Origin of the sequence: Paraburkholderia atlantica, assembly GCF_009362785.1 — a bacterium.
Lineage (GTDB): Bacteria > Pseudomonadota > Gammaproteobacteria > Burkholderiales > Burkholderiaceae > Paraburkholderia > Paraburkholderia atlantica.
Genome location: NZ_WHNQ01000063.1, coordinates 1 through 22,597, shown reverse-complemented (window position 1 = coordinate 22,597; position 22,597 = coordinate 1). Strand labels below are relative to the sequence as shown.

21 protein-coding genes and 1 pseudogene are annotated in these 22,597 nt (G+C 59.4%); 12 read left to right on the top strand and 10 right to left on the bottom strand.

Annotation, left to right across the window (positions count from 1 at the left end):
- Positions 1-74: 74 nt before the first annotated feature.
- The 4 genes and pseudogenes from GCT19_RS44520 to GCT19_RS37940 all read left to right on the top strand — a co-directional run.
- Positions 75-641 (top strand): annotated as a pseudogene (locus tag GCT19_RS44520) (transposase); the annotation flags it as partial.
- Between the two features lie 24 nt (positions 642-665).
- The gene (locus tag GCT19_RS44515; RefSeq protein ID WP_321576941.1) at positions 666-1,358 is read left to right on the top strand and encodes a DUF5131 family protein; all 693 of its coding nucleotides are present in this window, start codon (positions 666-668) and stop codon (positions 1,356-1,358) included.
- A gap of 101 nt (positions 1,359-1,459) precedes the next feature.
- Complete coding sequence (locus GCT19_RS37945; protein WP_152854793.1) at positions 1,460-2,131, top strand: Lar family restriction alleviation protein; 672 nt, start codon at positions 1,460-1,462, stop codon at positions 2,129-2,131.
- Positions 2,132-2,623: 492 nt separating this feature from the next.
- Complete coding sequence (locus GCT19_RS37940; RefSeq protein ID WP_193727506.1) at positions 2,624-3,340, top strand: YopT-type cysteine protease domain-containing protein; 717 nt, start codon at positions 2,624-2,626, stop codon at positions 3,338-3,340.
- Positions 3,341-3,538: 198 nt separating this feature from the next.
- Here GCT19_RS37940 and GCT19_RS37935 read toward each other — a convergent pair whose 3' ends face one another.
- Positions 3,539-4,675, bottom strand: a complete 1,137-nt coding sequence (locus tag GCT19_RS37935; protein ID WP_152854791.1) for an integrase domain-containing protein — start codon at positions 4,673-4,675, stop codon at positions 3,539-3,541.
- Positions 4,676-5,838: 1,163 nt separating this feature from the next.
- Between GCT19_RS37935 and GCT19_RS37930 the strand changes: the two genes are divergently transcribed.
- From GCT19_RS37930 to GCT19_RS37920, 4 genes are all read left to right on the top strand, one after another.
- Entirely contained in the window at positions 5,839-6,855 is a 1,017-nt protein-coding gene (locus tag GCT19_RS37930) for a PRTRC system protein D (RefSeq protein WP_152854790.1), read from the top strand.
- Positions 6,852-7,223: a hypothetical protein gene (locus tag GCT19_RS37925; RefSeq protein WP_152854789.1), complete on the top strand. Its 372-nt coding sequence runs from the start codon at positions 6,852-6,854 to the stop codon at positions 7,221-7,223. The genes GCT19_RS37930 and GCT19_RS37925 overlap by 4 nt, the downstream gene beginning before the upstream one ends.
- A gap of 105 nt (positions 7,224-7,328) precedes the next feature.
- Positions 7,329-7,481 carry a hypothetical protein gene (locus GCT19_RS43055; protein WP_193727505.1) on the top strand — a complete coding sequence of 51 codons (153 nt, stop codon included), beginning with the start codon at positions 7,329-7,331 and terminating at the stop codon, positions 7,479-7,481.
- Positions 7,482-7,486: 5 nt separating this feature from the next.
- Positions 7,487-7,738: a hypothetical protein gene (locus tag GCT19_RS37920; RefSeq protein ID WP_152854788.1), complete on the top strand. Its 252-nt coding sequence runs from the start codon at positions 7,487-7,489 to the stop codon at positions 7,736-7,738.
- 387 nt (positions 7,739-8,125) lie between these two features.
- Here GCT19_RS37920 and GCT19_RS37910 read toward each other — a convergent pair whose 3' ends face one another.
- From GCT19_RS37910 to GCT19_RS37890, 5 genes are all read right to left on the bottom strand, one after another.
- Positions 8,126-9,268, bottom strand: coding sequence for a primase-helicase zinc-binding domain-containing protein (locus tag GCT19_RS37910; protein ID WP_152854786.1), 1,143 nt, complete (start codon positions 9,266-9,268; stop codon positions 8,126-8,128).
- A gap of 284 nt (positions 9,269-9,552) precedes the next feature.
- Entirely contained in the window at positions 9,553-10,065 is a 513-nt protein-coding gene (locus GCT19_RS37905; RefSeq protein ID WP_152854796.1) for a single-stranded DNA-binding protein, read from the bottom strand.
- An 11-nt stretch (positions 10,066-10,076) separates the two neighbouring features.
- Positions 10,077-10,904, bottom strand: a complete 828-nt coding sequence (locus GCT19_RS37900; RefSeq protein ID WP_152854785.1) for a hypothetical protein — start codon at positions 10,902-10,904, stop codon at positions 10,077-10,079.
- Between the two features lie 9 nt (positions 10,905-10,913).
- Positions 10,914-11,342: a hypothetical protein gene (locus tag GCT19_RS37895; RefSeq protein WP_152854784.1), complete on the bottom strand. Its 429-nt coding sequence runs from the start codon at positions 11,340-11,342 to the stop codon at positions 10,914-10,916.
- A gap of 126 nt (positions 11,343-11,468) precedes the next feature.
- The gene (locus GCT19_RS37890; protein ID WP_152854783.1) at positions 11,469-11,828 is read right to left on the bottom strand and encodes a hypothetical protein; all 360 of its coding nucleotides are present in this window, start codon (positions 11,826-11,828) and stop codon (positions 11,469-11,471) included.
- A gap of 621 nt (positions 11,829-12,449) precedes the next feature.
- Here GCT19_RS37890 and GCT19_RS37885 point away from each other — a divergent pair.
- The 4 genes from GCT19_RS37885 to GCT19_RS37860 all read left to right on the top strand — a co-directional run bounded on the left by GCT19_RS37885 (position 12,450) and on the right by GCT19_RS37860 (position 17,656).
- On the top strand, positions 12,450-13,154 hold the full coding sequence (locus GCT19_RS37885; protein WP_152854782.1) for a nuclease-related domain-containing protein: 705 nt from the start codon (positions 12,450-12,452) through the stop codon (positions 13,152-13,154).
- 244 nt (positions 13,155-13,398) lie between these two features.
- The gene (locus GCT19_RS37880) at positions 13,399-14,637 is read left to right on the top strand and encodes a hypothetical protein (protein ID WP_152854781.1); all 1,239 of its coding nucleotides are present in this window, start codon (positions 13,399-13,401) and stop codon (positions 14,635-14,637) included.
- Between the two features lie 44 nt (positions 14,638-14,681).
- Positions 14,682-15,869: a FlhC family transcriptional regulator gene (locus tag GCT19_RS37875; protein ID WP_321576940.1), complete on the top strand. Its 1,188-nt coding sequence runs from the start codon at positions 14,682-14,684 to the stop codon at positions 15,867-15,869.
- Positions 15,870-16,654: 785 nt separating this feature from the next.
- Positions 16,655-17,656 (top strand): CAP domain-containing protein, encoded by a 1,002-nt coding sequence (locus GCT19_RS37860; RefSeq protein WP_152854778.1) that lies wholly within the window; start codon positions 16,655-16,657, stop codon positions 17,654-17,656.
- A gap of 806 nt (positions 17,657-18,462) precedes the next feature.
- On the opposite strand, the gene GCT19_RS37850 is transcribed toward GCT19_RS37860, so the two are convergent.
- The 4 genes from GCT19_RS37850 to GCT19_RS37835 all read right to left on the bottom strand — a co-directional run.
- On the bottom strand, positions 18,463-19,431 hold the full coding sequence (locus GCT19_RS37850) for a hypothetical protein (RefSeq protein WP_152854776.1): 969 nt from the start codon (positions 19,429-19,431) through the stop codon (positions 18,463-18,465).
- Between the two features lie 12 nt (positions 19,432-19,443).
- The gene (locus tag GCT19_RS37845) at positions 19,444-20,052 is read right to left on the bottom strand and encodes a type 4 pilus major pilin (RefSeq protein WP_152854775.1); all 609 of its coding nucleotides are present in this window, start codon (positions 20,050-20,052) and stop codon (positions 19,444-19,446) included.
- Between the two features lie 17 nt (positions 20,053-20,069).
- Positions 20,070-21,173: a type II secretion system F family protein gene (locus GCT19_RS37840; RefSeq protein WP_152854794.1), complete on the bottom strand. Its 1,104-nt coding sequence runs from the start codon at positions 21,171-21,173 to the stop codon at positions 20,070-20,072.
- 26 nt (positions 21,174-21,199) lie between these two features.
- The coding region (locus GCT19_RS37835; RefSeq protein WP_193727504.1) for an ATPase, T2SS/T4P/T4SS family at positions 21,200-22,597 on the bottom strand (1,398 nt) is incomplete at its 5' end.

The following is a 22,597-nucleotide window of genomic DNA, read 5'->3' as shown; positions in this document are numbered from 1 at the left end:
CGCGCAAGCGCAAGAAGCCGGGGTACCGGGTGACGAACGCGCGGGCGTATAACCAGAGCCTGAGAAAGCGCGGCATGATCAGCCTGTATGTGCCGGGCGGCGATCTGAAGGCGCAGCTTATCAACGCAAAGATCCGTACGCCGGGCGTGTCGGGGCGTGAGCCGACCTATACCACGGCGTACATCGAGCTGATCTTTACCTTCTACCGGCTGTTCGGCTGGGGGATGCGGCAGATCACCGGCTATATGGAGGACTACCGGGAGACTCGCGGGCTGGACATCCCGGTGCCCAGCGCCAGCCAGCTGGGCGAACGGTGCGCTTCACTGGAGGTGAGCGTCACGCAGCGTTGCGAACAGCTGGCCCGGCGTCTCGCGCGCGGCGGGACGATCAGTCTCATCGTCGACAGCACGGGATTGAGCTTTGGGCGGGCGAGCCAGTGGTACGAGGAAAAGTACGCCCGGAAGGCCGCGCGCACGCCGTGGCGCAAGATGCATCGGTCGATCGACGCTGACATGAACGTACACGCGATCCGCATCACCACTACAGAAGTATCGGACAGCGAAGGAATGGACGCCGTGCTGCCCGCCGATGTGCCGATGGATCGGGTGATTGCCGATGGCGCGTACTACAGCATCGAGCGTACCGAAGCGCTTTCAGGCGCGGGCGTGACGCCCGTCATCCCACCGCAGTGGAACGCGCAGCATGATGAGTTCTTCGCGGAGCACGGTCGCCGGCAGCGGGTGTTCTGCGCATCGCTCGCCGACGTGTTCGACAACGAGGTCGATCCGCTATGGCGCCGCGATCTGTTCGATCTGTTCGAGCTGATCGAGCGCACGCCGAACCTGAACTGGCTGTTGCTCACGAAGCGCATCGGCAATGTGTCCGACATGGTGGCTCACGCGCGATCGCGCGATTGGCTCGCGGGTCGCGACAACGTCTGGCTCGGCGCGACAGTCGTCAATCAGGCAGAGGCCGATCGCGACATCCCGAAGCTGCTTGCGGTGGCAGCGCGGGTGCGCATCCTCTCCATGGAGCCGCTGCTGGGCCCGGTGAGCTTCGAAGGCATGTTTGCGGGCAGTGACTGGCGCGACCACACCAACGCTCTCGAGGCGCTCGACTGGGTGATTGTCGGCGGCGAAAGCGGACACGGCGCCCGGCCAATGCATCCCGATTGGGCGCGCTCGCTGCGCGACCAGTGCGCTGCCGCGGAGGTCCCGTTCTTCTTCAAGCAATGGGGCGAATGGGCGCCCGGCTCTAACCCCTCCAGACAGCCGATGGTCCGCGTCGGCAAGAAATCCGCCGGTCGGGAGCTGGACAGCGTTCATGACTTTTTTCCTGAAACTATTCGTCATACGTAAAAGGGCACATTACCGGTTGTAATTCGGCTTTTCGCGCGTCCAATGTCCAACGATAATGCGTGCAAACATCTCCCAATAAATGCACGGCGAACACCCGGACAATGTACGAACAGCTCTATCCATGCGATCACTGCGGCGGACGCGGAACGGTCGGCCTGTCTCAACGGATCGTTGCGGAAGTCGGTCAGTCCGGCTTTGACTATGGCCAGTTTGGACGCCACGCGGGACCGCCCAAGATCGGGGATACTGTGCCCCGCCCGCCCTTCGCCCCTCAAACCGAGAGGCTTGCCTGCATCTATTGCGCCGACTGCGGGATGTCGACGCCGTGGTTCCCATACGCCAACAATGAAGCCGACGCTTTGAAAGAAGCAGCGGTGATCTGGAACAGGCGTTTGAGCAGACCCAAAATCACCGAGGGTGACCTCCGCGATCTCGTCGAGAAGGAGCTTGGCGCCTGCGACACCCAGATGGTTATTGACATGCTGGCCCGCAATGACGAGGACTGGGAGACGCGAGGACCGCTGTTCGCCGTGCTCGCCCAGAGGCTGGTCGACGCTTCGGTTTCGACGATCGACAGCTGGCCAATCGAGCCGGTGCTTCGGGACGCCGCGCGATACCGCAAACTGGTCCAACTCGTAAAGTGGTTGGACGTCGACGGCAATCGCTACATCCAGTTTCCGACGATACCTACACCGCGCGAGCACTCTGACCTGATGTTCGAAGACAGGATTGCACTGGCGATCGACGGAATGCCGGACAGGGATCGCTGGTGATGGCAGGTTGGCCGCGGCGTATGAGACGAACATAATCGCCGCCTTTTGGCCGCGATCGCCTTTCCCAGCTAAGTCCAACGCCACTGGTTGAAGCAGGGTCAGCTGGCAGTTGACGAAGCTCTGGCGCACCCATTAACGGCCCCGGTGCGCGGAGACCACCTGACCAATTCGCCCCCTCACAAACGCCGGATCAGGAACCGGAGGTGTATGAACAGACAAGCCGGCATACCAGTCTGGTGCCGCATGTCCCATCTGGCGCCACAACGGCAAGAGCAAGTGCGGCAAGAGCACGAACATCATCACTCGTTCGGGCGAGCACTTCGCGCACGAACGTCAGTGATCATGCCAAATGTTCGCTTTCCCACATTCGCGAGCTATCACGTTGCGCGCACGGGCCCGCTGCCGTACATCATAGAGAGCGGAACGCGTGATACCGGATCGGTTACATCGTTGCATTCGTCGATCACTTTTCGGAATCGAAAGGAGATTCACATGCCTCACGTATACGCCGTAATGGTTGCGACGAAAAACAATGACCCAAACGTCAGGCATACGTTCTACTCTCAAGGCGCCCACAAATGGATGGAGATGTTCGATGGAAAAGCGATAGAACGCAAAAAGGGAGTCTGCAATGGTCTCTGCCTACGTTGGATAAAGTCTACGCATCAGACTTCATTGATTAACATCCTTTCCAAGACTTCGACCGACAAGAAAGCTGAAGCAATTCGGGCGTCTGTTATGCGTATTCAGGACAAATCGGTCGCACTGAACAAACAACCAGTCCTGCCTTCAAGAAAATCGGGCGGTTTCGGATCTGTGACTGTGATTCAATTTTCCGACAGCACATACTTTGTGTCCGACCATAGATACCCGAATCAACAAGGGATTACGTGTCCCAACCAGGCCGACTTGAGACGAAGAGTTGCCCTGAGCGTAGCGGAAAGCCGCGCTGCCTATAAATATGCATCGATCATCAACGTAGAACCGGCAAGTCCGAATGCGATTGGCCATTGCGTTGCGGTCGTTGCCTCTCCGAGACGGGTCCGTTTCTTTGATCCGAACGGAGGTGTTCTTGAATTCCAAGATAGACCTTCGTTTCGACGCTGGTTCGAGAATGATTTCGGCACCATCAGCTACTATGGTGACTCCGGGACGATGCTTCAAGTCATCAATTATCACTACGACTATGCCGAAGAAGAGCCGGTTTAATGGCGATATTTGGATGGCCGTTACGAATTCGGGAAAAAAAAAGCCGGCTACACGAGCCGGCTGTGAACTGGTTCCAACATGTTCCTACGGCCAATGCCGGAACCCGAGAGACGATTAATATTGTGCGGGAGCAGCTGCGCGAGAAGCGGTGTGTATGACACACAATTTTGGGGCCCATTTCCACAGGCCTCTGCAATGCTATTTGTCCGCGGCACCCAGTATCCGGTACAGTGCCTGCCGCGAAATTCCCAACGCCTTCGCGGCATGGCTCTTATTGCCGGCAGCCGCGGTCACGGCGTTGCGTGCGTCGTCTGTAGTCGGCAGCTTCTTCTGCAGCCGATCCTGCATGGCAAACGTTGACAGGTACGCGCCCGCCTTGCTCAGCCGGGAGTGACCCGCGGCCTCGACGACGCGGCGCATCGCCTGTTCATGTAGCTGTGGATCAGGCCGGTCACCAGCTCGCTTGATTGGCGCCGGTACACCAGTGGTATCTTGATAGAGCGTTTGCAGATATTCGTGCCGAAGACCGTGACTGGTAATGCCCATGCCTTTTCTGGTGATCCCGTGTTTTTCGAGGACGTAGTAGTACCAGTCACGCCATTGACGTAACGTCCTATCTGCGGGGACAGTCGAACCTGTCAACCCGTTGCTGAGCCTCGCCGCTTCCTCCAATATCCTGATCTTCGTCTCGATTGGTACCTCGCGAGGCCTACCTCCTTTTGTGCCGCGCGTCACAGCTAGCAGTGTCGGATTACGCGCGGCTTCCACGGGGCGGAGCATAAAACTCTCTTCGATACGCAAGCCAAACGCAGCCTGCAATTTCAGCTGAACCGCAGTGTGGGCACACGTTTGCGCGATCTCTTCGATCTTCGCGATGGCATCGACGCCATGCGCGTGCCACGATTTATCCTCCTTTGCCACGTAACTGCGCTTCAGACCGAGCGCCGCCCGGTCCACGTAGTCGTCAAGCGAGCCGATCAGATTCGTCTTGCCCATCCATTGCGCCGTCGCGCGAAAGTAGGTCAGCTTGTTTTCTATCGTCCCCCCGCTCTGGCCAGCTGCCACCCACGAGTCGACGAGAAACTTCACATGCTTGTGCTTCAGGGACCAGGGCGTCTGGAGAGCGTAACCGCCCTCCCGCAGTTCCTTAAACGCCTTACACAGTTTGGCCGCCCGATATTCCTGCGTCTTGATCGACAACGCGCGCTTGCTGATTCGCGTGACGCTATGAACGCGCGCAACGTTCTCGTCGAACAGCTTGAGGAGCGCATCTCGGAATTCGGGACCAAAACCATAGCCGTTGACGATCGCTCTCACATTCAGAATTGCGCTCATGCGGTAATCCCTTGCAGCGCTGCAGCGCTGCCTCTGCGTGCCATTATCCAACCCGATGGCCGCAGCATCCCTACCCGATGCTGTCACCCGACCACCCGGGTTTCCCCTTGGTGCCCGCCACTGTGGCGGCTGCGCCGTATCCCCGTCGCGTGGGTCCTGCCTTCCTGTCCTTTAGCGATTCCATCCGATCAGCCAGATGCATGGGAAGAGCATGCACTCCGACTGTCCAACCTGCTGCCCATCAGCACGAGTCGCGCTTCGCGCAATCCGCCACTGACGTTTTCCGCGCGGGGCATCGCTGCCTTCGCGCTGCGCGGAAACATTTCCCGCTCAGTGCAGCTTCGTGGCCACCCTGCCAGCGCGACGCTTTCGCGCCTCTGAGCCGTGTGCCGCGTTGCGGAGCTTTGGCCCATTGCTAATTGCCGGGCAATACCTGTACGCGTTCCGTCTACGGCCGCGCGCGCCGTGTCCTCTTCCGTCAGGGAATTGCGGTTATCCGATCTTTCCGGTCCGCAAGGCTTCCCCCGCCCCCAAGTCACTCATCTCCGCCGCGGTGTATCGGGTTTCGTGAGCGCACCCAGCCGTCGCTGTAAGGGCGTGTGCAGACGCCGCCGAGATGTAGAAAGTGTCCGGTGTCCGGTCTCTCCACATGTCCTCAACGCGTCACAACGCGGCAAACCGCCGCCAATCGTATGGATATCGCAGTGTCCGGGTGTCCTCAACGTGGACCACCATGGACTTGATTTGCTTCAGAAAAAGGCCGCATCACTGTGCGGCCCGGTCAGTGGGGTACTTCTCGGCCTGTTGCGGGCCAGGGATAGGGACGAGCGAGTGCCTTGCACTCGCATTCGATGCGTCTGGGACGCGGTAGGTATGCCAAGGATAGGGCCAGTCGCGCAAGCAGTGCATGCCGAAAGATGGTCAGAACCGGTCGGCTTTCGTCAACTTGACTTCGCTACGCGCTCGCTAGACTGAAACCAGGTCGAACTGACAGAAAAGTGTCAGTTTGCTCAGAAAGCCCGGCGCAACACTCGAACTGACACTTAAGTGTCAGTTATCTGATAGTTCGCCGGTGCCGCGCGACCGGGGCGACTCAAACTGACACTTATCTGTCAGTTTTCAGTCACTTCGGAGCGTGGTTCAACTCAACGCATGGAGTCACCTTGAAAACTTCGGTCTTTGCAATCGACGTCGGTTACGGCAACACCAAACACGCTCACCGGGCAGCGAGCGGCACCATCGCCACGGGCATGTTCCCTTCTCTTGCACCGCTCGCCGCAAGCCGTGCACTGTCCGGCTATGGCGACAGCGTGCTCGCCTCGCGCAAGGTCGCGACCATCGTTATCGAGCAGATCGAATACGAGGTTGGGCCGGACGTTTCGCTCACGGCAGCGTACGGCAACACCGGCCGCGCGCTGTCGAACGATTTTGTGCTGTCCGATAACTACGCGGCCCTTCTATTCGGCGCGATTCATTTCGCGGACGTCACCCATATCGAGCGCCTGGTCCTTGGTTTGCCCGTTCATAACATGAAGAAGTACTCCGGTGCACTGCGTGATCGCTTCACCGGCACGTTCGACTACGGCCCGGGTCGCATTACGATCGACAAGGTGGTAGTCATCCCGCAACCGCTCGGCTCGCTTGTCGCCGCATCTTCTAACCGTCAGGGCGAGTTCGGTCGCGACAGCGCCCACCTCGTGATCGACGTGGGCTACTTCACGACTGACTGGGTGTATGCCAACGGATTCACGATGGACGACAAGCGCAGCGACGGTATCCCAGGCGGCGCATCCCAAATCTATCAGCGCATCGCGGCACTCATCTCGCGCGACCAGGACGAACAGGTCGAGGACATCGAACGCATCGACAAGGCGTTGCGCGAGCGCAAGCCGTTCTTTTTCTATGGCAACGATATCGACCTTGATCCATATCTCGACCAGTCGCAACCGGTCATCGCTGGTGTTGTCAAGGAAATGCAAAACAACGTCGGCCAGCTCACCAACGTGCGCTCGATCATTCTGTCCGGCGGCGGTGGTGCGCTGTATGCACCTGCAATCCGGAAGGCGTTCCCACGGGTGACGCTCGAGGTCATAGACTCACCCTGCACGGCGAACGCCAAGGGATTCCTGATCGTCGGCGAAGCCGGGCTTACCCGCGAGCGCGCCACTGCAAAAGCATGAGCGAAAAGTTCGACATGAAGCTGGTCATTGACGCGGTGACCACGCCTCTCCTTCATGCCAGACTCCGGCAGGCAAGCTCGTACAGGGAACGTGCGGCGCTGCTGCGCTCCCTGGCCGAAGCCGCGTTGCGGGAAAATTGCGTCACCTTAGACTTCGAGCGGCAAGTCGCGGTGCGTGCCGTCTATCCCGCCGCCGCGATCGCGGGCAATGTGATTGCGCCCGAGGCAGCCGGTCAACGTGCGGCCGCCACGCGCGTTGCCACGGAAGCGGTCATCGAAGAAGACGAGCTGCGCTCGATCAACGGGACCGATGAGCCTGGGGGGCACGACGTCGATCAGATCGCCGACGCCTTTGGTGCGTTCTTCTGATAGAAACTTGACTTCGCCGTGGTAATGCGAAGATGGGTCATGGCTTCGATGTTCATCGCGCGACGTGCGGTGCATCGAAGCGGCTACCGATCTTAGGGGACGAAAATGCTGGAATTAATCGAAATCGTGCGTAACGGCCTGCCACTGACTGAACCGCGCTCCTGGCTGTTCATTGCAACTCTGGTTGCTGCTGGTATTGCCGGCTGGTACAGCCTCGATGCCGTAGAACACGTGGCGAAAACCAAATCCAAGGAGTGAACGCAATGGATCGGCTGTCGGTCTGCTATACGAAGTTCATGGCGCTTCCGTTCTTCACACGCCGCGCGATCATATTCGGCGCGTCGCTCGCGCTCTGGTGGTTTGCCGCGATGCTGGCGAGCATGCACGTCAACAATGATCTGTGCGTCGTGCTGCTGCTGACTGGTGCCGCTGGCGCGCTCTGGTCGAGCGAACTTTGGCGCATGTGGAAAGTTTTTGCCGTCGTTGTTGCAGTCTGCGTCGCGATCATGAAATGAACGGAGCGCGCAGGCAAAAAAAAACGGCTCCCCCCAAAATCTGGGGGAGCCGTTTCGCTTTTCTGGATCAATGCGACCGTGGAGCCGCAGTAACAAGAAGTCGGCGTGTACAAAAGTCCCACGCATCTGGAAAAGACTGATCGCGACACGCATACGCGGTGTTGCCACCGGCGGTCCGGTCGATTACGTCGAAAGCGACGGCATCCGACTTTCCTACACGCTGACGGCCACCCGCAGCGCCGTTGGTTGCGACGATTGCGAAGCTACCCACGAGAACCTGGAACGAAGCCATTTTCTACTCCATCGAAATTGGCCCGACAAGACATCCCCGATGGGGAACATCCCCATCGGGCAGGTTTGAAGATCGCCAGTACGCCGGCGCAATACTTAAGCGGCGACAGCTTGCCGCATATCCACATAACGATGCTGCCTGTGCAGCGACGAGTTGCGCCTGAGCTGCCACAACTCATTCCACTCATTGCAGTAGTCGTGCCCACGACGCTTCGGACGATGCAGCACAACGGAATATCCCTCGGCACGCAAGCGCGTTGCGAGCTCCATTCCCGCCGCGACGCCAGGCGACTTTCGGGTCTTCGGATCGATTTCGTCGAAGTCCATGAAGATATGGACGACCTTGATACCGAGCCCGCGAGGAACAACGAACTGCCGCAGAAGATCCTTGTTCAGGCAGTACCAAGCCGGCACACCGAATTCCATATGCGCGCCGTACGCCGATTCAAGCCCCTCCCCTACACCGATTTCGCCATCGACCGGGTTCATCAGTCGAACGGCGCCACCAGGCAAGGAATTCAGCGTCATGTGGTTCTTCTTGGAATCAAGAATCTCCCCATCTGCTGAGACGATCGTGGCCTTCTTCGGCACATGGTGGTCAAGATACGTCCGGTGCAATGTGCCGAGCCGTCCGTCAGGCAACACATAGCGCGCGACGATACCGGGCCAGGTGCCAAGCACCGTCTTGTCGTTGTCCCGGTATTCGAGCATGCCAAAGCGCAAAGCCTTCGACGGTTCAACCGACAACCCTGGCACACGCCCTTTGAGATACTGCATGGCGAATCCACCGGCCTCGAGCGGCGCACAATCCTGTTCCCATGTCATGTTGAGGATCTTCTCAACGAACGCGGGATCGACTTTGCGCTTGGGCTCAGGTGCCTTCTTGTTGCAGGTGGCGGGCGGCGGCGGCGGCAAGCCACCATCGAGTTGGCGCATCAGGCGATAGAGTCCGATGCCGCTTACTTTCGCGATGAGCTGCAAGCCGTCACCAGCGCCTGGACGTCCGTCGTTGCACTGGCGACAAACCCAGTCACCACGGCCGTTCCTGTTGTCATATGTAAAGCGGTCTTCACCGCCACAGATCGGGCACGGAGCCCCGTTGCCAGTCAGTGAATCGCCAGAAATGCCATAGCTCATCAATGTCGAAATCCACGCCTCCGGAGAGAGACTGAATTCCTTCAGCTTGCGTTGCAGCCACTCGTACTTCTCGGGTGAAAGCCCGCGTCCAGATGTACTCATTGTCACTCTCCTAGGTGGAAGTGGGTTGGGGTCGATGCCTGAGACAGGCGTAAGAACGCGTGCTCAAAAAAGCAGTCCGCGCACTGGCGGGCAACTTTTTTCAGCAGACGTGCTGGCTGGACAGAGAAGCAGGCAGGCGCGAACGGCCAGTGCAGAATGTCCGTCGCACGACACGCCCGAAGGCATGTCGTTGCGATGGTGAGGTGTTACGGGAGATGGGTCAGGAAAAGGTGAGCCTTTCCGGGATCAGATCGCAAGCCATGCAGCTCGGCGGATACGTGTCGTCAGAACGGGATTGGATCGTCCATGTCGTCGAAACCACCGCCGCTATGAGACGGCTGCGGAGGCTGCCCGCGGGTGCCTGCGTGCGACTGACGCGAATCATTAGAACGCGAGGCCGGACCGGGTCGCTGTGCGCGCGAGCCGCTACGCTGTTCGAAGTCGCCGCCGCTTTCGTCATTGCTACGGCCGCCCAGCATCTGCATCTGGTCGGCAACGATTTCCGTCGAGTAGCGGTCGGTACCGTCCTGCGCCTGCCACTTGCGGGTGCGAATACGCCCTTCGATATACACCGACGAGCCCTTCTTCAAATACTCTGACACGATTTCGGCGAGGCGCCCGAAGAATGAGACGCGGTGCCATTCTGTCGCCTCTTTCATCTCGCCCGACGCCTTGTCCTTGTAGCGATCGGTCGTCGCAAGACGAATGTTCGCCACTGCGTCGCCGCTTGGAAGATATCGAACTTCAGGGTCTGCGCCGAGGTTTCCGACGAGAATCACTTTGTTGACAGATGCCATTTGATGTTCCTCTAATTTGATATTGACCATAGCCACTTGTCCCACATGAGCGGCTTGCCGTCCTTGACAATGGGTGAGCCATCCGTGCGGATCGCGGGAACCTTGACTTTCCCGGTGCGACGTACAGAGACGACGTCACCAACAACACAGCGGCTTTCCGCGATCGCTTCCTTCAGGCCTTCGCCTTGCAGCGTTCGCTCACCAGCGCTGGTGTCGATATGCATCGCGAAGGATTTGTAAAAGCGCCCCGGTCTCTTGCGATCGGGAAAGCGCTCTTCGCCCCATGAAACGATGCGGCCAACGACGTTCGACGCGTCCGCGTTGTCGTTGCGGCGCGATCGCGTTGGCACGGCCGGTTCAACCTCAAACGCTTCTTCGCTTCCGGCTGATGGATCAGGATGGCCGTTCCCGAGCCGCTTGCTCTGAGCCGGAGGACTGGTGGCAGGTGGATTGCCGTTGTTGCGGATCGCGGCAGCTACCGCCTCCTTGAGCGGACACCGGTGCACGGCACGCTGCGCCCAGTGCGGCGCGAGATCGGGGAGGATCTTCATACCGAACTCGGTTTCTTCTGAGTGGTCGTCGAAAGCAGGACTGAACTGGACGACGTGATCGCCTTCATCGACGAACAGATGGGGGATGTCGCCGATTGTTACAACGGTCTCGTTCGGCGCGCCCTGCCCAACCGCGCTGGCCGTGGTGTCATTCCCGTCCGTCGGTTCTGGATCTGGTGCGTCCGGCTGCGGGTTCGTCTGCGCGCAAAACCCGGAGGGCTCGCTTGCAGATTTGCCGTTGAAGAGGTCCGCCATGACGCGGGCAAAAAGCGTTACTGCGTTCGCCATGACTCGCTCCTATAGCAACGTGCCAAAGCAAACGCGCTGAACTTCGCGCAAATCGAGCAGAAGTAGCGGCGTGCTAAGAATTGCGTCCTGCAGGATCTCCGGATCAACGCCGTTGACCTTGCACACATAGAGATAGGGCAGCGCGCCATCCCAGTAACCCATGATCCAGCCCAGCGTCGCGCGGTAGTCATCGACATCGATCTTGCGGTTGCGTAGACGTTCGGACAGCAGGTCTGCGCAATCCATCAGCGACTCGGGCATGTTATCGCCGCGACGACTGTCGCTGGCGAGTGAGATGAGCGCATCAACCATCTTGGCGCGCACCGACTCGCTCCAAAGATGCGGATCGGGCAGCGGATCAGGCTTGGGAGGGGTTACGACAACAGGCGATGAATCGCCGAACATGTCCAGCTGCCAGGCAGCCACATGCATTTCCATGGGATTGCTCCGGTGGCGCCGGCAATCTCATGGCCCGTGTCCGGGAATGGGATTCCCGGCAGGGTGAAGGGTGCCGTCACCAGAGGCGCGAGGCCCAGGTGACGGTAGATAACAACGGTAGGCCGATTAACGGGTACCGTTCTTGAACGGAACAACGACAGCCGATTTTGCGTACTGCTTCATCGGCGTCGGCTTCAAATTGCTGTCGTTGGCGGCGGCAGTTGCGGCAGATGCAACTGGCACTTTCGTTTCGCCCGCAGCTCGGGCAGCGAGTTTTTCCGTCTCGATGCGAGCCGCTTCCGCATCCGCTTCCGCCTGCAGAATGGCCTTCCCCTTCTTCTTCATTTCCTTGACTACCCAATGGGCAGCCAGAAGAACGAGGAAGCCGGAAACGACAAACGAAATGGTCGCGAAATACGCGATGAAACACAGAGCCAGCACCTTGCCTGGCGACTTGATTGAGTCTTTGAAATGGGCCTTCAGCATTTTTCTCTCCAGAAAAATAATCAACAGGGAATGTCCGGACCAACGTCCGGTGGTTTCGATGCTCGAAGAGCAAGGAAACTCAGGCGCGAAGCGCTTTGGTCTGCGTCCACACGGACGCGCACCAAAGCTCTTGCGGCAGGAAAAAGGCGGAGATGGGAAAAGCAGGTAGCGCGCGATCACTCGCGGCAGGTCGATGCGTCGCAGGACGCCAATGGATAGTGCAAGGTTAGCGCTCAGTCAGTTGCTGGAAGCCGCAAATGCTCGCCAATGTCGTACAGCTTTGAATGTCCTGGAGATGCGCACCCGTTGGGCAGACCTGTCTGAGCCGGCTCAACGTCTTCACCAAGAAAGCTCGACTAAATCCTATAGCTTTCCGGGAGTGCATGAAGGCAAGAAGAAAGGATTGGCGGGAAGGCATATGTAAGTGCTGCACATGTATTTTCGGGGAGCGACGTCAAATCGGCCGAATGCGCGAAGGATGCCCCGGCGCATCAAGCGATATGGCCAATGCAGACACCGTCGAGTCGACGGCGGCGTCAACACCACAGTCGTTCCGGCGACGACTTGACTTCTCAATTTTCGCGGCAGACTGGAATCATCTTCACTCCGCGAGGTTTCACGATGCTGCCGTACATTTTTCTCGTAACCGTTTGCGTATTCGTCTATCGGGCACTCAGGCGCCGACCCCACTCGAATTCCAGCCATCCCCCCGCAACGCGCAGCCAGCGTAGCGGCGACGAAGGTGAAGCTGCCGTTCAGACCGAGCTCCATGCCGCTTTGCAATGGCTCTGCGGCGACAGCTTTTATCTGCATCCGGGCCCCCTTCTGCTCAATCATGCGCCGGGGGCCGAGTTTCCGACTGCCGAGGTCGATCATCTTGTCGTGACGCCTTTCGGCATCTTCGTTGTGGAGACGAAAAACTGGGCGGGTCGCATTGAACCAGGGCGAGACCTACAGACGGTCGTGCGTATCGGGGTTGACGGACTGAAAGATGTACGGCGCTCACCGATGCAACAGAACCGCTCGAAGGTCGCTTTTCTGCGCTCAATTCTGCCGGGAACCTGGCCAGTCGAAGGAGTGGCGGCATTCCCTCACGCTCATTGCGACCTGTCCTCCGCCCTTCCTTTAAACATGATGCGGGCAGCCGATCTGCGTCACTGGCTTCGCGCCCGAAAGTCCGAGTACGCCTCCACAACCAACCGGCCTCTGAATGTGCTTCACGCGCGACGGGCTGTCCTGGCCGTCGCCGAAACAGCGCCCGCTGCCATAGAAAGGCACCGGATGAAACTGAGGGAAAACCCTAAAAAAATGCCGATCGCTGCCTAAAGTTTCAGAAATGTTTGCCGAATCAACTGTCTGGCCGTCGCATACCCGGTACTTCATTCCTGTGAAAGCTGCATGAAACTGAGCTTCTTAGCGGGATGGTAGCGGCGAAACGGCGCGTATTCTGAGGCGGTGCATTTCGGGAAAACAGGTTGCACCCGCTTTCTAACGATCCGGCGATTGGCCTTGGCGCCTGCAAAAAAGCAGGAAAAGATCAGTAACGAGCACGAAAAGAAGAGAGAACAACATGACCAAAAAGAATGTCCCGGTTGCAGCAGGCGACGAGGACGATTTCGATCCTACCCGTCCTGAGGGCAACGACGGCAATGTTGAGCGGGAATTGCCCCTCGCCTTCGCCCATGTGCCGTCCGAACATGAAATTGGCCTGAAGGTCAATGAGTTCTTCGGTGGCGATGAGATATCGGCCGGACTGCGTGCTTCGATCGCAGAAGAAGCCGAGGAAGTCGCGCACTCGACGAAAAAGATTCTTCTCGAACACATGCGTATCGGAGGCTCGTTCTATCACATCCGAACGCGGATCGAGGGCCACTTCGTGAGCACGTACGGTGATACGAAGCAGGTCCGCAAAAAGGCAGCCGAGCTTGTCTACAGCTTCCTTGAAGGAACGTTCCGCAAGAAACGCGACTCGGTCTACCTCTACATTCGCTGCTACGAGCGTTTCAGTAAGAACAGCGGCGCGGTCGAAATGCTGTCGATCACCGACATGCAACTGCTGGTGAACAAGAGCGACGAAGTCGTAGAGATGGTCATTGACGCCAAACGCGACAATCCCGATCTGAGCAAGCGCGACATCAAGAAGATCATCGAGAGCTACGAGGATCGCCTCGTGGAGAAGGAGAGCGCCCTCGCTACCGTTACGAGCCAGCTGTCGGAAATCTATGGCCAGCTTGACGACGCGAAGAACGACAACGAGCGGCTGACAGCGGAAGCGAAGCGTCTGAATCATGAAGTCCAGCAGGACCGCGAGAAGCTGAGGAAGACCATGGTCGACCTTGCCTCAGCCGAACAGACCGCAAGCGGCCTGCAAAGCACCATTGCGACGCTTGAACGTGAAGTCCAGGCCAAGAGCCGTGAGCTTGCCGAAGCCCATGAAAAGGTCACGATCAGAGAAGTTGAGGTCGAAGTCACGCCCGAACACCTTCGGAATCTTGAGAGCGCTGCGAAAAGCCGGTTCGAGGAACTCAGCCGGCTCACCAGTGAATGTGAAGCTGCGCAAAGGCGCCTCGCGGAACTGACCGAGCTCAAGAAAAAACAAGAAGCGGAAATCGATCAGAAAGCGGCCGTCGAAAAGCGGGTTGCCGGGCTGGTAGAACGTTTCGGCTCGTTCATTCAGGAATTCCACAGCGTTCAACTGCTGGTCACGGCCGACGGTTCGCTCGGCCGCTTTAAGGGACTTCTGACGGGACTGGCCGATCTTACGGGCAAGTTTCACGGGGAATTGCTGGCAGCAGCTCGCGCGGCCTGACTCCGCAGGCAACTGATGTGTTTGAGAGACAAGGAAAAAACGCAGTGAACAATAAAGACAGTTACCGGGCGATTGACCGGTTCTATGTGCCGGAATGGCTCACCGGCCAAATTCAGGTTGCAAACTTCAATCTGGTCGACCACATGAAGTGGTTGCTCAAGCAGGATAGTCGGTTCAACGAGGTCTTCAATGTCGAGCGCAAAGAGATCGAGCAGCTTCAGCTCAACCAGTCTTCGCTTCGAAACCTGCTGCGCGCGCCGTTTCTGATGGTCGAGCCGACGCTGAAGACCGCCGAGGACTGGCGGTGCTTCGTCGACAACACTGCCACCACCGTGGCTGTCGATGTGCTTCGCCGCAAGACGCCTCAGCTTGACTCACTGATGGCTTACGCGGTGAACCAGCAGAATTCCGCATTCGTTTCGCTTGTCACGCAGGTGCTCAACGTCAGCGTGCTGAGTGCCCCGCTGCTAGGCATTTCGACCGAGGTCGCGAAGTATCTGATTTCGGTCCCGACGCACAAGCTCCAGTTGGCGCTGGGCCGGATGAAGGAATTGCCGCTGTTCCGCTGGCGTTTCAACAGTCCAACGTTCTGGTGGGAGTTCGCCGGCAGCACCCTGACTGACGAGATGATTGCCCACCAGATCATGTTGACCTCGCCCTCTCGCGTTGGAGGTCTTCCTTACGCTGCTCAATGGGGAGAACTTCGTCTTGGGCGCCTGAAAAACGAGGCGTACGCCAGCGCGATGATGGCCTACGGTCTGCGCGCCTCAACGGCCTCGAACCTGTTCGGTCTGAACCAGCATCAGATGCGAACGCGCTACAGCGAGATCCACGGCAAGAGTTCGCCATGCGGCAACACGGCAACGTCGCTCTCATGGTTTGTCGAAACTCCGGTCCATCGACTGCACGCTACCGTCTACGCGTGGTTGTATCGATCGGCAACTGCCATGGGTGCGAATCCGGCCGAGGCGCTGCTCGCAACCAATGATGTCTACGACCGCCTATTCGGCGGCAATCGGGTCATCATGCCGGACCGCGGATGGAACCTGATCCGTTCGATGGCAGCCGATGCTCGCCTGACCGTCGCGCCTTGCCGCACATGCAGCACGCATTACGTCGTGTCAAACAACGACGCGAAGATCGAAATGCACAGTCGCTTCACATGCCCTGCCTGCAACCAGCAGCTCGGCGCGAAAAAGCGCGCTGCGCGGAGGGCAAACAGTGAGACCTGAAGGCAAACCCAGCGAAGTTGACCTGCCCGCTGGACTCGTCATCTTTTGCATTGATGGCCGGCCCCAGTTTGGTTGGCAAAACCCTGAAACCGGCGCTTACTACGCCGAGGCAGACGGTAGCATCATCGCCGATGCTATCGGTGCGATCGCGTGGCACGCAGGACACATTCACTAGGCGCAACGATGGATGACTACGCCTACCTAGCGCGGGAGAGCAACGCTGCATGGCTCGACGGGCGCGGTGACGGGCGCTTTGAGCGATACGAAAGGTTCTACCGGAGCGAGCGCGCCGTGAATGCTGCGGAGTTCGACCTCGAAAAGGCCAACGAGGGATACGTCCACTATGTGAGCAGCCAGCCATCGCCTCTACTGTCCTTTTTGAGTGCGCCATGGGTTGGTCGAGTCTCAATCGCGCTATTTGCCCTGTATATGGCCACCCGGGTTGTCCCGCAACTCGCGAAAGCCGGGCCAACCGTTACTGGTATCGGCTTGGTTGCCGCCTTTGTTGGTTTGCGAGTCTTTCACCGATGGGCCCGCAGACGCCGGTAGGAACAGAGATGTCCGTCTCGAGGTCGCTGTTTTCCTCCCTCAGACGACGTTTGGCCTCAAGCCTCACTCAAACTTTCCGTTACCACTAGAATGGCGCGCCAAATCTGGCGTGAGTCCGGTCGCCTGGCGAAGGGCCAAACGCGGCGGGGCGGGAACTTGACTTTGCGCGCCCGTCGGTAAGATGGAATCAAGGTCGCGCAAGGTGCACGGCCAACAACAAATCCAAGGATTCAATAATGAAGAAGAACATTTCCACTCTGACAGCCATTTCTTTCGCGGCCGTGCTTGCCCTGGCTGCATGCGGCGGTGGTGGGGGCGGTGGTGACAGCAGCGGTAGCAGCAACGGCGGCAGCAGCGCTTCAGCACCGACAGGCGCCAGTGCCCCGTCCGTGACGAATCTATCGACGCCGCAGTACGCGGCGGGCAGCGCACAGCTCGCGGCGTTTAATCTGCTGAACCAGCAACGGCAGCAGTGCGGCTTTTCGGCCCTTCAGGACAATGCGGCGCTGGATCAGGCGACACAGTCTCACGCTCAGTATCTGGCTGCGCTGAACAGTGGTGTCTCGGATACAGAAGTTTCGGGCAATGCAGGCTTCACCGGCGTGACGTATGGCGACCGTGCCGCGCACTTTGGCTATCCGCAGACTGTTTCGGTTGGGGGTGTGAGCGGTGGCTTCTATACCCCAGCGAAGCTAACGGAAGACCAATACGGCCAACAGCTAGTCTATGGTTGGCTCTCTGGCGTCTATCACATCGGCGTCTTGGTGTCGCCGGCAACATCCATCGGCATCGGCGAATCTGAAACGACGTTCAATGGCTTTCCGGAGGTCTATGCGTCGATCAGTGTCGCGAACGCGCAAGCCAAATTGACGAGCGTGCCTTTGACCTTCCCTTGCCAAGGCACGACTGGCGTTGCCTATTCAGCAGGCGGTGAAACCCCAACCCCGCCGAATACTTCGGGTAATTGGGGCACCCCCGTCGCCGTTGCGGGCAATCTGACGGACACTATCCGTTTGCAATCGGCGACGATGACCGACACGTCGGGCAACGTCATCACGCTGCAGGTGTTGGATTCCTCCAGCGATCCCAACAACGATATCGCGGCTTACGAAGGCGTGGCATACCCAAAGTCGCCACTTGCGCCGAATTCGACGTACGCGGTGTCGATTACCGGGACCATCAACGGAACCCCGTTCAGCCGCAGTTTCACCTTCACGACCGGCAACATCGTCGGTTGACACTATGGATTTTTGATAGTCCCCAAGGCCTAGCAAGCTCCTTCCAGGCGAAAAAAGCCCCATCAGCAATTGATGGGGCTTTTTTTTTTTACTCTACGTTTTAATAGCGTTTGCGAACTCCGGTATGGCTTAGTGATTGGAACCAGAACATGCGTATGCGGGCTGCGGTGGAATCGAAGCGCTCGGATCACCGGCAGCCACCTCAAATAGAGACGCAAGCGGGTAGCCAGTACCCTGGTCCGTGTCCCAATTGTCGCCTAACTCGTTCACGTAGTATCGACCTTGACTGTCGACCGATACGGGGTATTGCTTACCGAAGTAGAACTGATAGTACGTGGTTGACCCATCGGACCAAATATCCTGATAGACCGCTAGCGGTATCGGACCCGTTTTGCTGCTCCCATTGTAGGAGCCACAATCCGCCCATACCCAGAATCCCGTGGCCGACACTATGGTGGGTTTTTGCGGCGTTACCGGCTGGCAGAGGGGTAACGTCCAGTTAGACCCGGTCCAAACCGGTGGCGAGGTCTGCGTAAATCCGGACGGACATCCCTGGGGCGCCTGATAGTTGCACTGCGGAGCGGTGTATTGCGATCCGATCCACTGCGCCGCAGCTACGGTCGTCCATCCTGGATCTGTGGGACACGTCGGTGCTGTCTGCCAGACCGTTGTTATGTGACCGACGCACGTCGAGTCCTGATTGTTGACCGAGCACCTCACCGGCCCTGCCACTGCAGCATGGCTTAAAAGCACCGCACAGACGGCCAGCGCCATCCTGATTATCAGTTTTGTCATTTTCTCTATTCTCAATAGGAACAGTACGTCGTCGCAACGGCGGTGCCGGGGATAGCGGTGCTGTCGCCTGGGCTTCCATCCACGATATAGACCGTCCATGGGCCCGTACCATCGACCCTGTAGTGGATCGAGGCGGTCGGGTCGGTGTAGGTGCTCTGTCCGGACATCACACGTGGCCAGCCAACGCTGCCCATTCCGACAGTGGTGCCCGCGGTGACTGTCGTACCAGCGGTGACGGTCGTGCCCGCAGCTACCGCGCCGCTTGCGGCTACAGCGCCCGTGGCTCCAACATTCGCCGCGCTTACCGTCCCCTCTGCATCCAGGTCGTGAACGTTGTGGAGGCTCACGTGATTGACGTTCTGGTCTCCCGTCCAGGTCAGCGCGCCGTCGCGACGGATATAGACCGAGTTACCGTCCGAGGTTGGCCCATTGGTCGCAAGGATCGCGGCCGGGACATTGCCCAGCGGATTGGTCGCCGTCCATGCCCCGTTCAGGCCAGTGATCGTTCCAGCGTTCTGCGCTTTCGAGTACCCGAACGCATTGCCGCCCGCCTGCGCAATCTGCGACGCGCCGACGATATCCGGCACCCCGCCTCGCGTAAGCGGCTTCGACGGATACATGACGTAGGTGACGTGGCAATCACCGGCGCTCGCAGTACACGTTGCAGGCCCGACACTCATGCTGATCACGTATGACCCGCCCCAGAACGGCCCTGGTGCGTGCGGCTGTTTCAGGTTACCCTGCGTAAAGAGGTCATTGAGCGTCGGCGGGTTAGCGACCACCGCGACAGGGCCCCCTGCAATCAGCGTCGCGTAATTGTTGGTCACCCAGTCAGATAACGCGGAGTTGATCACCGCCTCGTTCTGGCCTTCGGCCGTCATGACCTGTGCGCGCCGTTTCGCTGCGTCTTCCTTGATCGCGACGGTCGTCATCAGCGCAGCGGCCACCAGCACGACCACCATCTCAACGATGCTGAACATGGGCGACGATCCTTAGTTGTTGTGCGTCGCGTACATCGCAATGCTCGCCGTCGCGCCACTCGAACTGCACGCCGTTCCCGCAGTCGTCTGGCTAAAGGTCGTATTGGGATCGGAGACGGTCGTCCCGTTGACGGTCACCTTGGTATAGGCGCCTGCCACTGCTCCAACCGCGAGCGAGCAGACCGTTGCCGGAACCGGATAGGTCAGCACCATAGCGTCGTCGGTCGTGGCAATGGTGGCGACCGCGGCTGTCACCGGGCCACCAAAGATGCCGGTCAGCGTGCCGGCCGTCTTGTTCAGCCGGCTACCTGCCGAATCGAACGCGTGATTCTGCGCCAGCGTGAGCAGCGATTCGGTGGAAAAATCCGTGTCGCTCGCAGTCGCATCCTGAATACCGCTGCGGAAGAGTTGGGACTCGCTTTTGAACTGGTGCGCGTGAATACGATCCATCACGAAGCTACGGCCCTCATAGACGATGAGTGCAAGCAGCGCGGCACCCGCCATGACGGCTGCGCCTTCGATGATCGACAGCTCGCCGGACTGTTTGCGCCGGCGTCCCATGCGCAGGATCGCTGCCTTGCGTTGTTCCTGGGTCTGATTCTGGATCGGGTTCTTGTTCATTTTTCTCATTGCCTCGGTCAATTGGATACAGCGGATGTAGTCGGGGAAGAATCGAAGCTCGCCGCGCCGGTCGCCGCGTACGATCCGATGCCCAGCACAAAAAACAGCGAGACGGCGAAGCCGAGCAGCACGTAGTGCGTGATACGTGCATTGCGGCGCACGGTGGCGACAACGCGGTCCAGCGAACTGCGGCCGAGACTCTTGATGGCCTGGACGAACTGGTCGCGACCCGCCGCGTCGGCGATGGTGTCGATCACCACCTCGGAGAAGATGCCGGTGTCGAGCGCCCGCATCGGTTCATCCGGGCGCTGCGTGAGCCGACGGCTCATGCGGTCGATGTGCCACCTGAGCCACGGGTCGGCGGTCTTCGCAAGCCGGTCGAGCGCCGCCCGCAGCACGAGGTTCGAATCGAAGAGACCGGCAAGCGACACGATGAGCAGCGCAGCACGCAGGTCGCGGCGGTTGCGCCACATCAGCGGCAACGCATCGACGCGGTTACGGAAGTGTCCGGTCCAGCGCTTGAGCGTCCAGAAGTACAACGACACAAGACCCGCGACGATCGCAGCGCTCAGCCACCAGTACTCGTAGCAGAATGTGTCGATCGCATAGAGCGTCTGCCCTACCGGCAGCCATTGATCGACCGGCTTCGTGTCAGCGACGGCCGGGAAAATCTCTCCGCCGAACAGCATGCAGAACATGTAGAGATAGACGATCAGGAACGCGGGGTAGGCCATTTCCAGCGACGTTGTCGACGCGAGCACACCTTCCGCGTTCGCAGCCATTTCCGCGAGCTCCAGTCCGCGCACCGCGGCGTCTTCCCGCGTCGACGTACCGGCAATATCGAGAAGCGCGTGTTCCTGGCTCGGAATGAACGGCTTGAGCGCGGTGGCAAAGTCGTCGCCCGCGACCATGCGCTTCGCAACCGCATTGAACACGGGCCACGTCAGCCACCTGCGCGAGCGATGACGCTTTTCGAGGGTCGTCAGCCGCTCGAGTAGCGTCTCGCGATTGCGCAGCCCCTTGGCCGCCACGTCCAGACGTGTCTCGCGATAGAAGGTCTCGCGCACCTTCTGGAAGCGCCATCTGGCGATGCGCATGCGCTCCTTCTGCGGCAGCGCCATGAAGAGCGTATGAATCAGTCCGCGGATCACGACGGCATCCTCCCGTCGCGGTCAGCGAAAATCCGGTATTCGTCAAACGGACGCATCGCCGTGTCGATGAAGCGCGGATCGATGATGCCTTGCGACGCCTTGAAGAGCGCGTGCTCGTAGATCGTCTTGCCCGTCATGTCATCGCTGTCAAAGCCGGTCGTGCGCGCCGATCGCCACACGCTTTCAGCGCCGCGCCAGTCGCGTTCGGCAACGCGGTCCAGAAACTCCATCGTCGGCCGGAAGATCTCCATTGCAAGCGTTTGCCCTTTCGTACCGGCCGCGACCTTGCCCGCCCGTGTGAACAGTCCCTTCAGGCGGCAGCGTTCGCAACCGGCTTCGTCGCGGCAAGCCATCTTCGAGGTGTCCAGACCGAACTTGCGTTCGAGCGTTTCGATCTGCGCTGCGGGCATCACATCGCGCGCCGGCACTTTGCAGTGGGGGCACAGCAGGGGGATCAGTTTCTGGTTCGCGACCGCATTGATGAACTTCTCCGAGGAAACTTCGTCCATCGGCAACTGCAGGCGCCCACCGGCCAGGCGCATGAATGCACCGATCGCACTATCCGCATGAAGCGTGGTACGCACCGGATGTCCTGTGAGTGCGAGCTCAGCCACGAGCCCGGCGACAACACGATCGCGGATCTCCCCGACCGTCACATCGTCCGGGTCCATGCGCATCAGCGTTCGGATCACCTCGGCGCACTTGCGGTTCGCTTCTTCGTCGGTCTCATCGGGACGACGCGGAATCGAAATGTCCGAGAGCCACGGCTGCGGATACTCGGACGGTTCATTGACTGCGAACTGCTTGCGCAGGTCACGAGACGCGAGCATGAAGGACATCGCGCGCAGTAACGTGGATTTGGCCGAGCCCGTCTCGCCGGTCAGGACCGTGACCCCGCCGCTGACGTTGCCCAGCGCCTGAACGATGCGCAACTGGGACGTCTGCAGCCCCATCTGTTCCGGCATCAGCACCTTGAGGTTGCGGAAGTTGCCGTCGAGCAGGCGCAGGCCCACATCGAAACCACCAACGAGCGGCGAGCTCTGCCAGCGGATGTTGACGATGTCGGAATGCACAACGAGCGGGATCATTGCCGACTGCGACGCCGTGGGCTGGAACGTCTCGCCAGAGTTGGTGTTGCGCGCGACGAGATCCTGATAGGCGGCCGAGAGCGCGCGACGCACCAGCGCCTTGGGCAGCTTCCGGTACGTGTAGAGGTCGCCGTTCACGCGGAACCGGACTTCGACATCGTCGTTGAAGTCGCGGTACTCGAAGTGGATGTCACCGGCGCCATACGCGTGTGCGGCTTCGGCCACGTCGCGAAATGTGCCGATCGCACGCGAACTCTCCGGAAGAATGGCCGCCGAGCGGTTGCGCTCGGTCGCGTAGATCGCGGC

Excerpts from the sequence above, each read along its gene's own strand:
- GCT19_RS37945 (WP_152854793.1), top strand. The coding sequence starts at position 1,460 with ATGTACGAACAGCTCTATCCATGCGATCACTGCGGCGGACGCGGAACG.
- GCT19_RS37940 (WP_193727506.1), top strand. The coding sequence starts at position 2,624 with ATGCCTCACGTATACGCCGTAATGGTTGCGACGAAAAACAATGACCCA.
- GCT19_RS37935 (WP_152854791.1), bottom strand. The coding sequence starts at position 4,675 with ATGAGCGCAATTCTGAATGTGAGAGCGATCGTCAACGGCTATGGTTTT.
- GCT19_RS37925 (WP_152854789.1), top strand. The coding sequence starts at position 6,852 with ATGAGCGAAAAGTTCGACATGAAGCTGGTCATTGACGCGGTGACCACG.
- GCT19_RS43055 (WP_193727505.1), top strand. The coding sequence starts at position 7,329 with ATGCTGGAATTAATCGAAATCGTGCGTAACGGCCTGCCACTGACTGAA.
- GCT19_RS37920 (WP_152854788.1), top strand. The coding sequence starts at position 7,487 with ATGGATCGGCTGTCGGTCTGCTATACGAAGTTCATGGCGCTTCCGTTC.
- GCT19_RS37910 (WP_152854786.1), bottom strand. The coding sequence starts at position 9,268 with ATGAGTACATCTGGACGCGGGCTTTCACCCGAGAAGTACGAGTGGCTG.
- GCT19_RS37905 (WP_152854796.1), bottom strand. The coding sequence starts at position 10,065 with ATGGCATCTGTCAACAAAGTGATTCTCGTCGGAAACCTCGGCGCAGAC.
- GCT19_RS37900 (WP_152854785.1), bottom strand. The coding sequence starts at position 10,904 with ATGGCGAACGCAGTAACGCTTTTTGCCCGCGTCATGGCGGACCTCTTC.
- GCT19_RS37895 (WP_152854784.1), bottom strand. The coding sequence starts at position 11,342 with ATGGAAATGCATGTGGCTGCCTGGCAGCTGGACATGTTCGGCGATTCA.
- GCT19_RS37890 (WP_152854783.1), bottom strand. The coding sequence starts at position 11,828 with ATGCTGAAGGCCCATTTCAAAGACTCAATCAAGTCGCCAGGCAAGGTG.
- GCT19_RS37885 (WP_152854782.1), top strand. The coding sequence starts at position 12,450 with ATGCTGCCGTACATTTTTCTCGTAACCGTTTGCGTATTCGTCTATCGG.
- GCT19_RS37880 (WP_152854781.1), top strand. The coding sequence starts at position 13,399 with ATGACCAAAAAGAATGTCCCGGTTGCAGCAGGCGACGAGGACGATTTC.
- GCT19_RS37860 (WP_152854778.1), top strand. The coding sequence starts at position 16,655 with ATGAAGAAGAACATTTCCACTCTGACAGCCATTTCTTTCGCGGCCGTG.
- GCT19_RS37850 (WP_152854776.1), bottom strand. The coding sequence starts at position 19,431 with ATGTTCAGCATCGTTGAGATGGTGGTCGTGCTGGTGGCCGCTGCGCTG.
- GCT19_RS37845 (WP_152854775.1), bottom strand. The coding sequence starts at position 20,052 with ATGAACAAGAACCCGATCCAGAATCAGACCCAGGAACAACGCAAGGCA.
- GCT19_RS37840 (WP_152854794.1), bottom strand. The coding sequence starts at position 21,173 with ATGGCGCTGCCGCAGAAGGAGCGCATGCGCATCGCCAGATGGCGCTTC.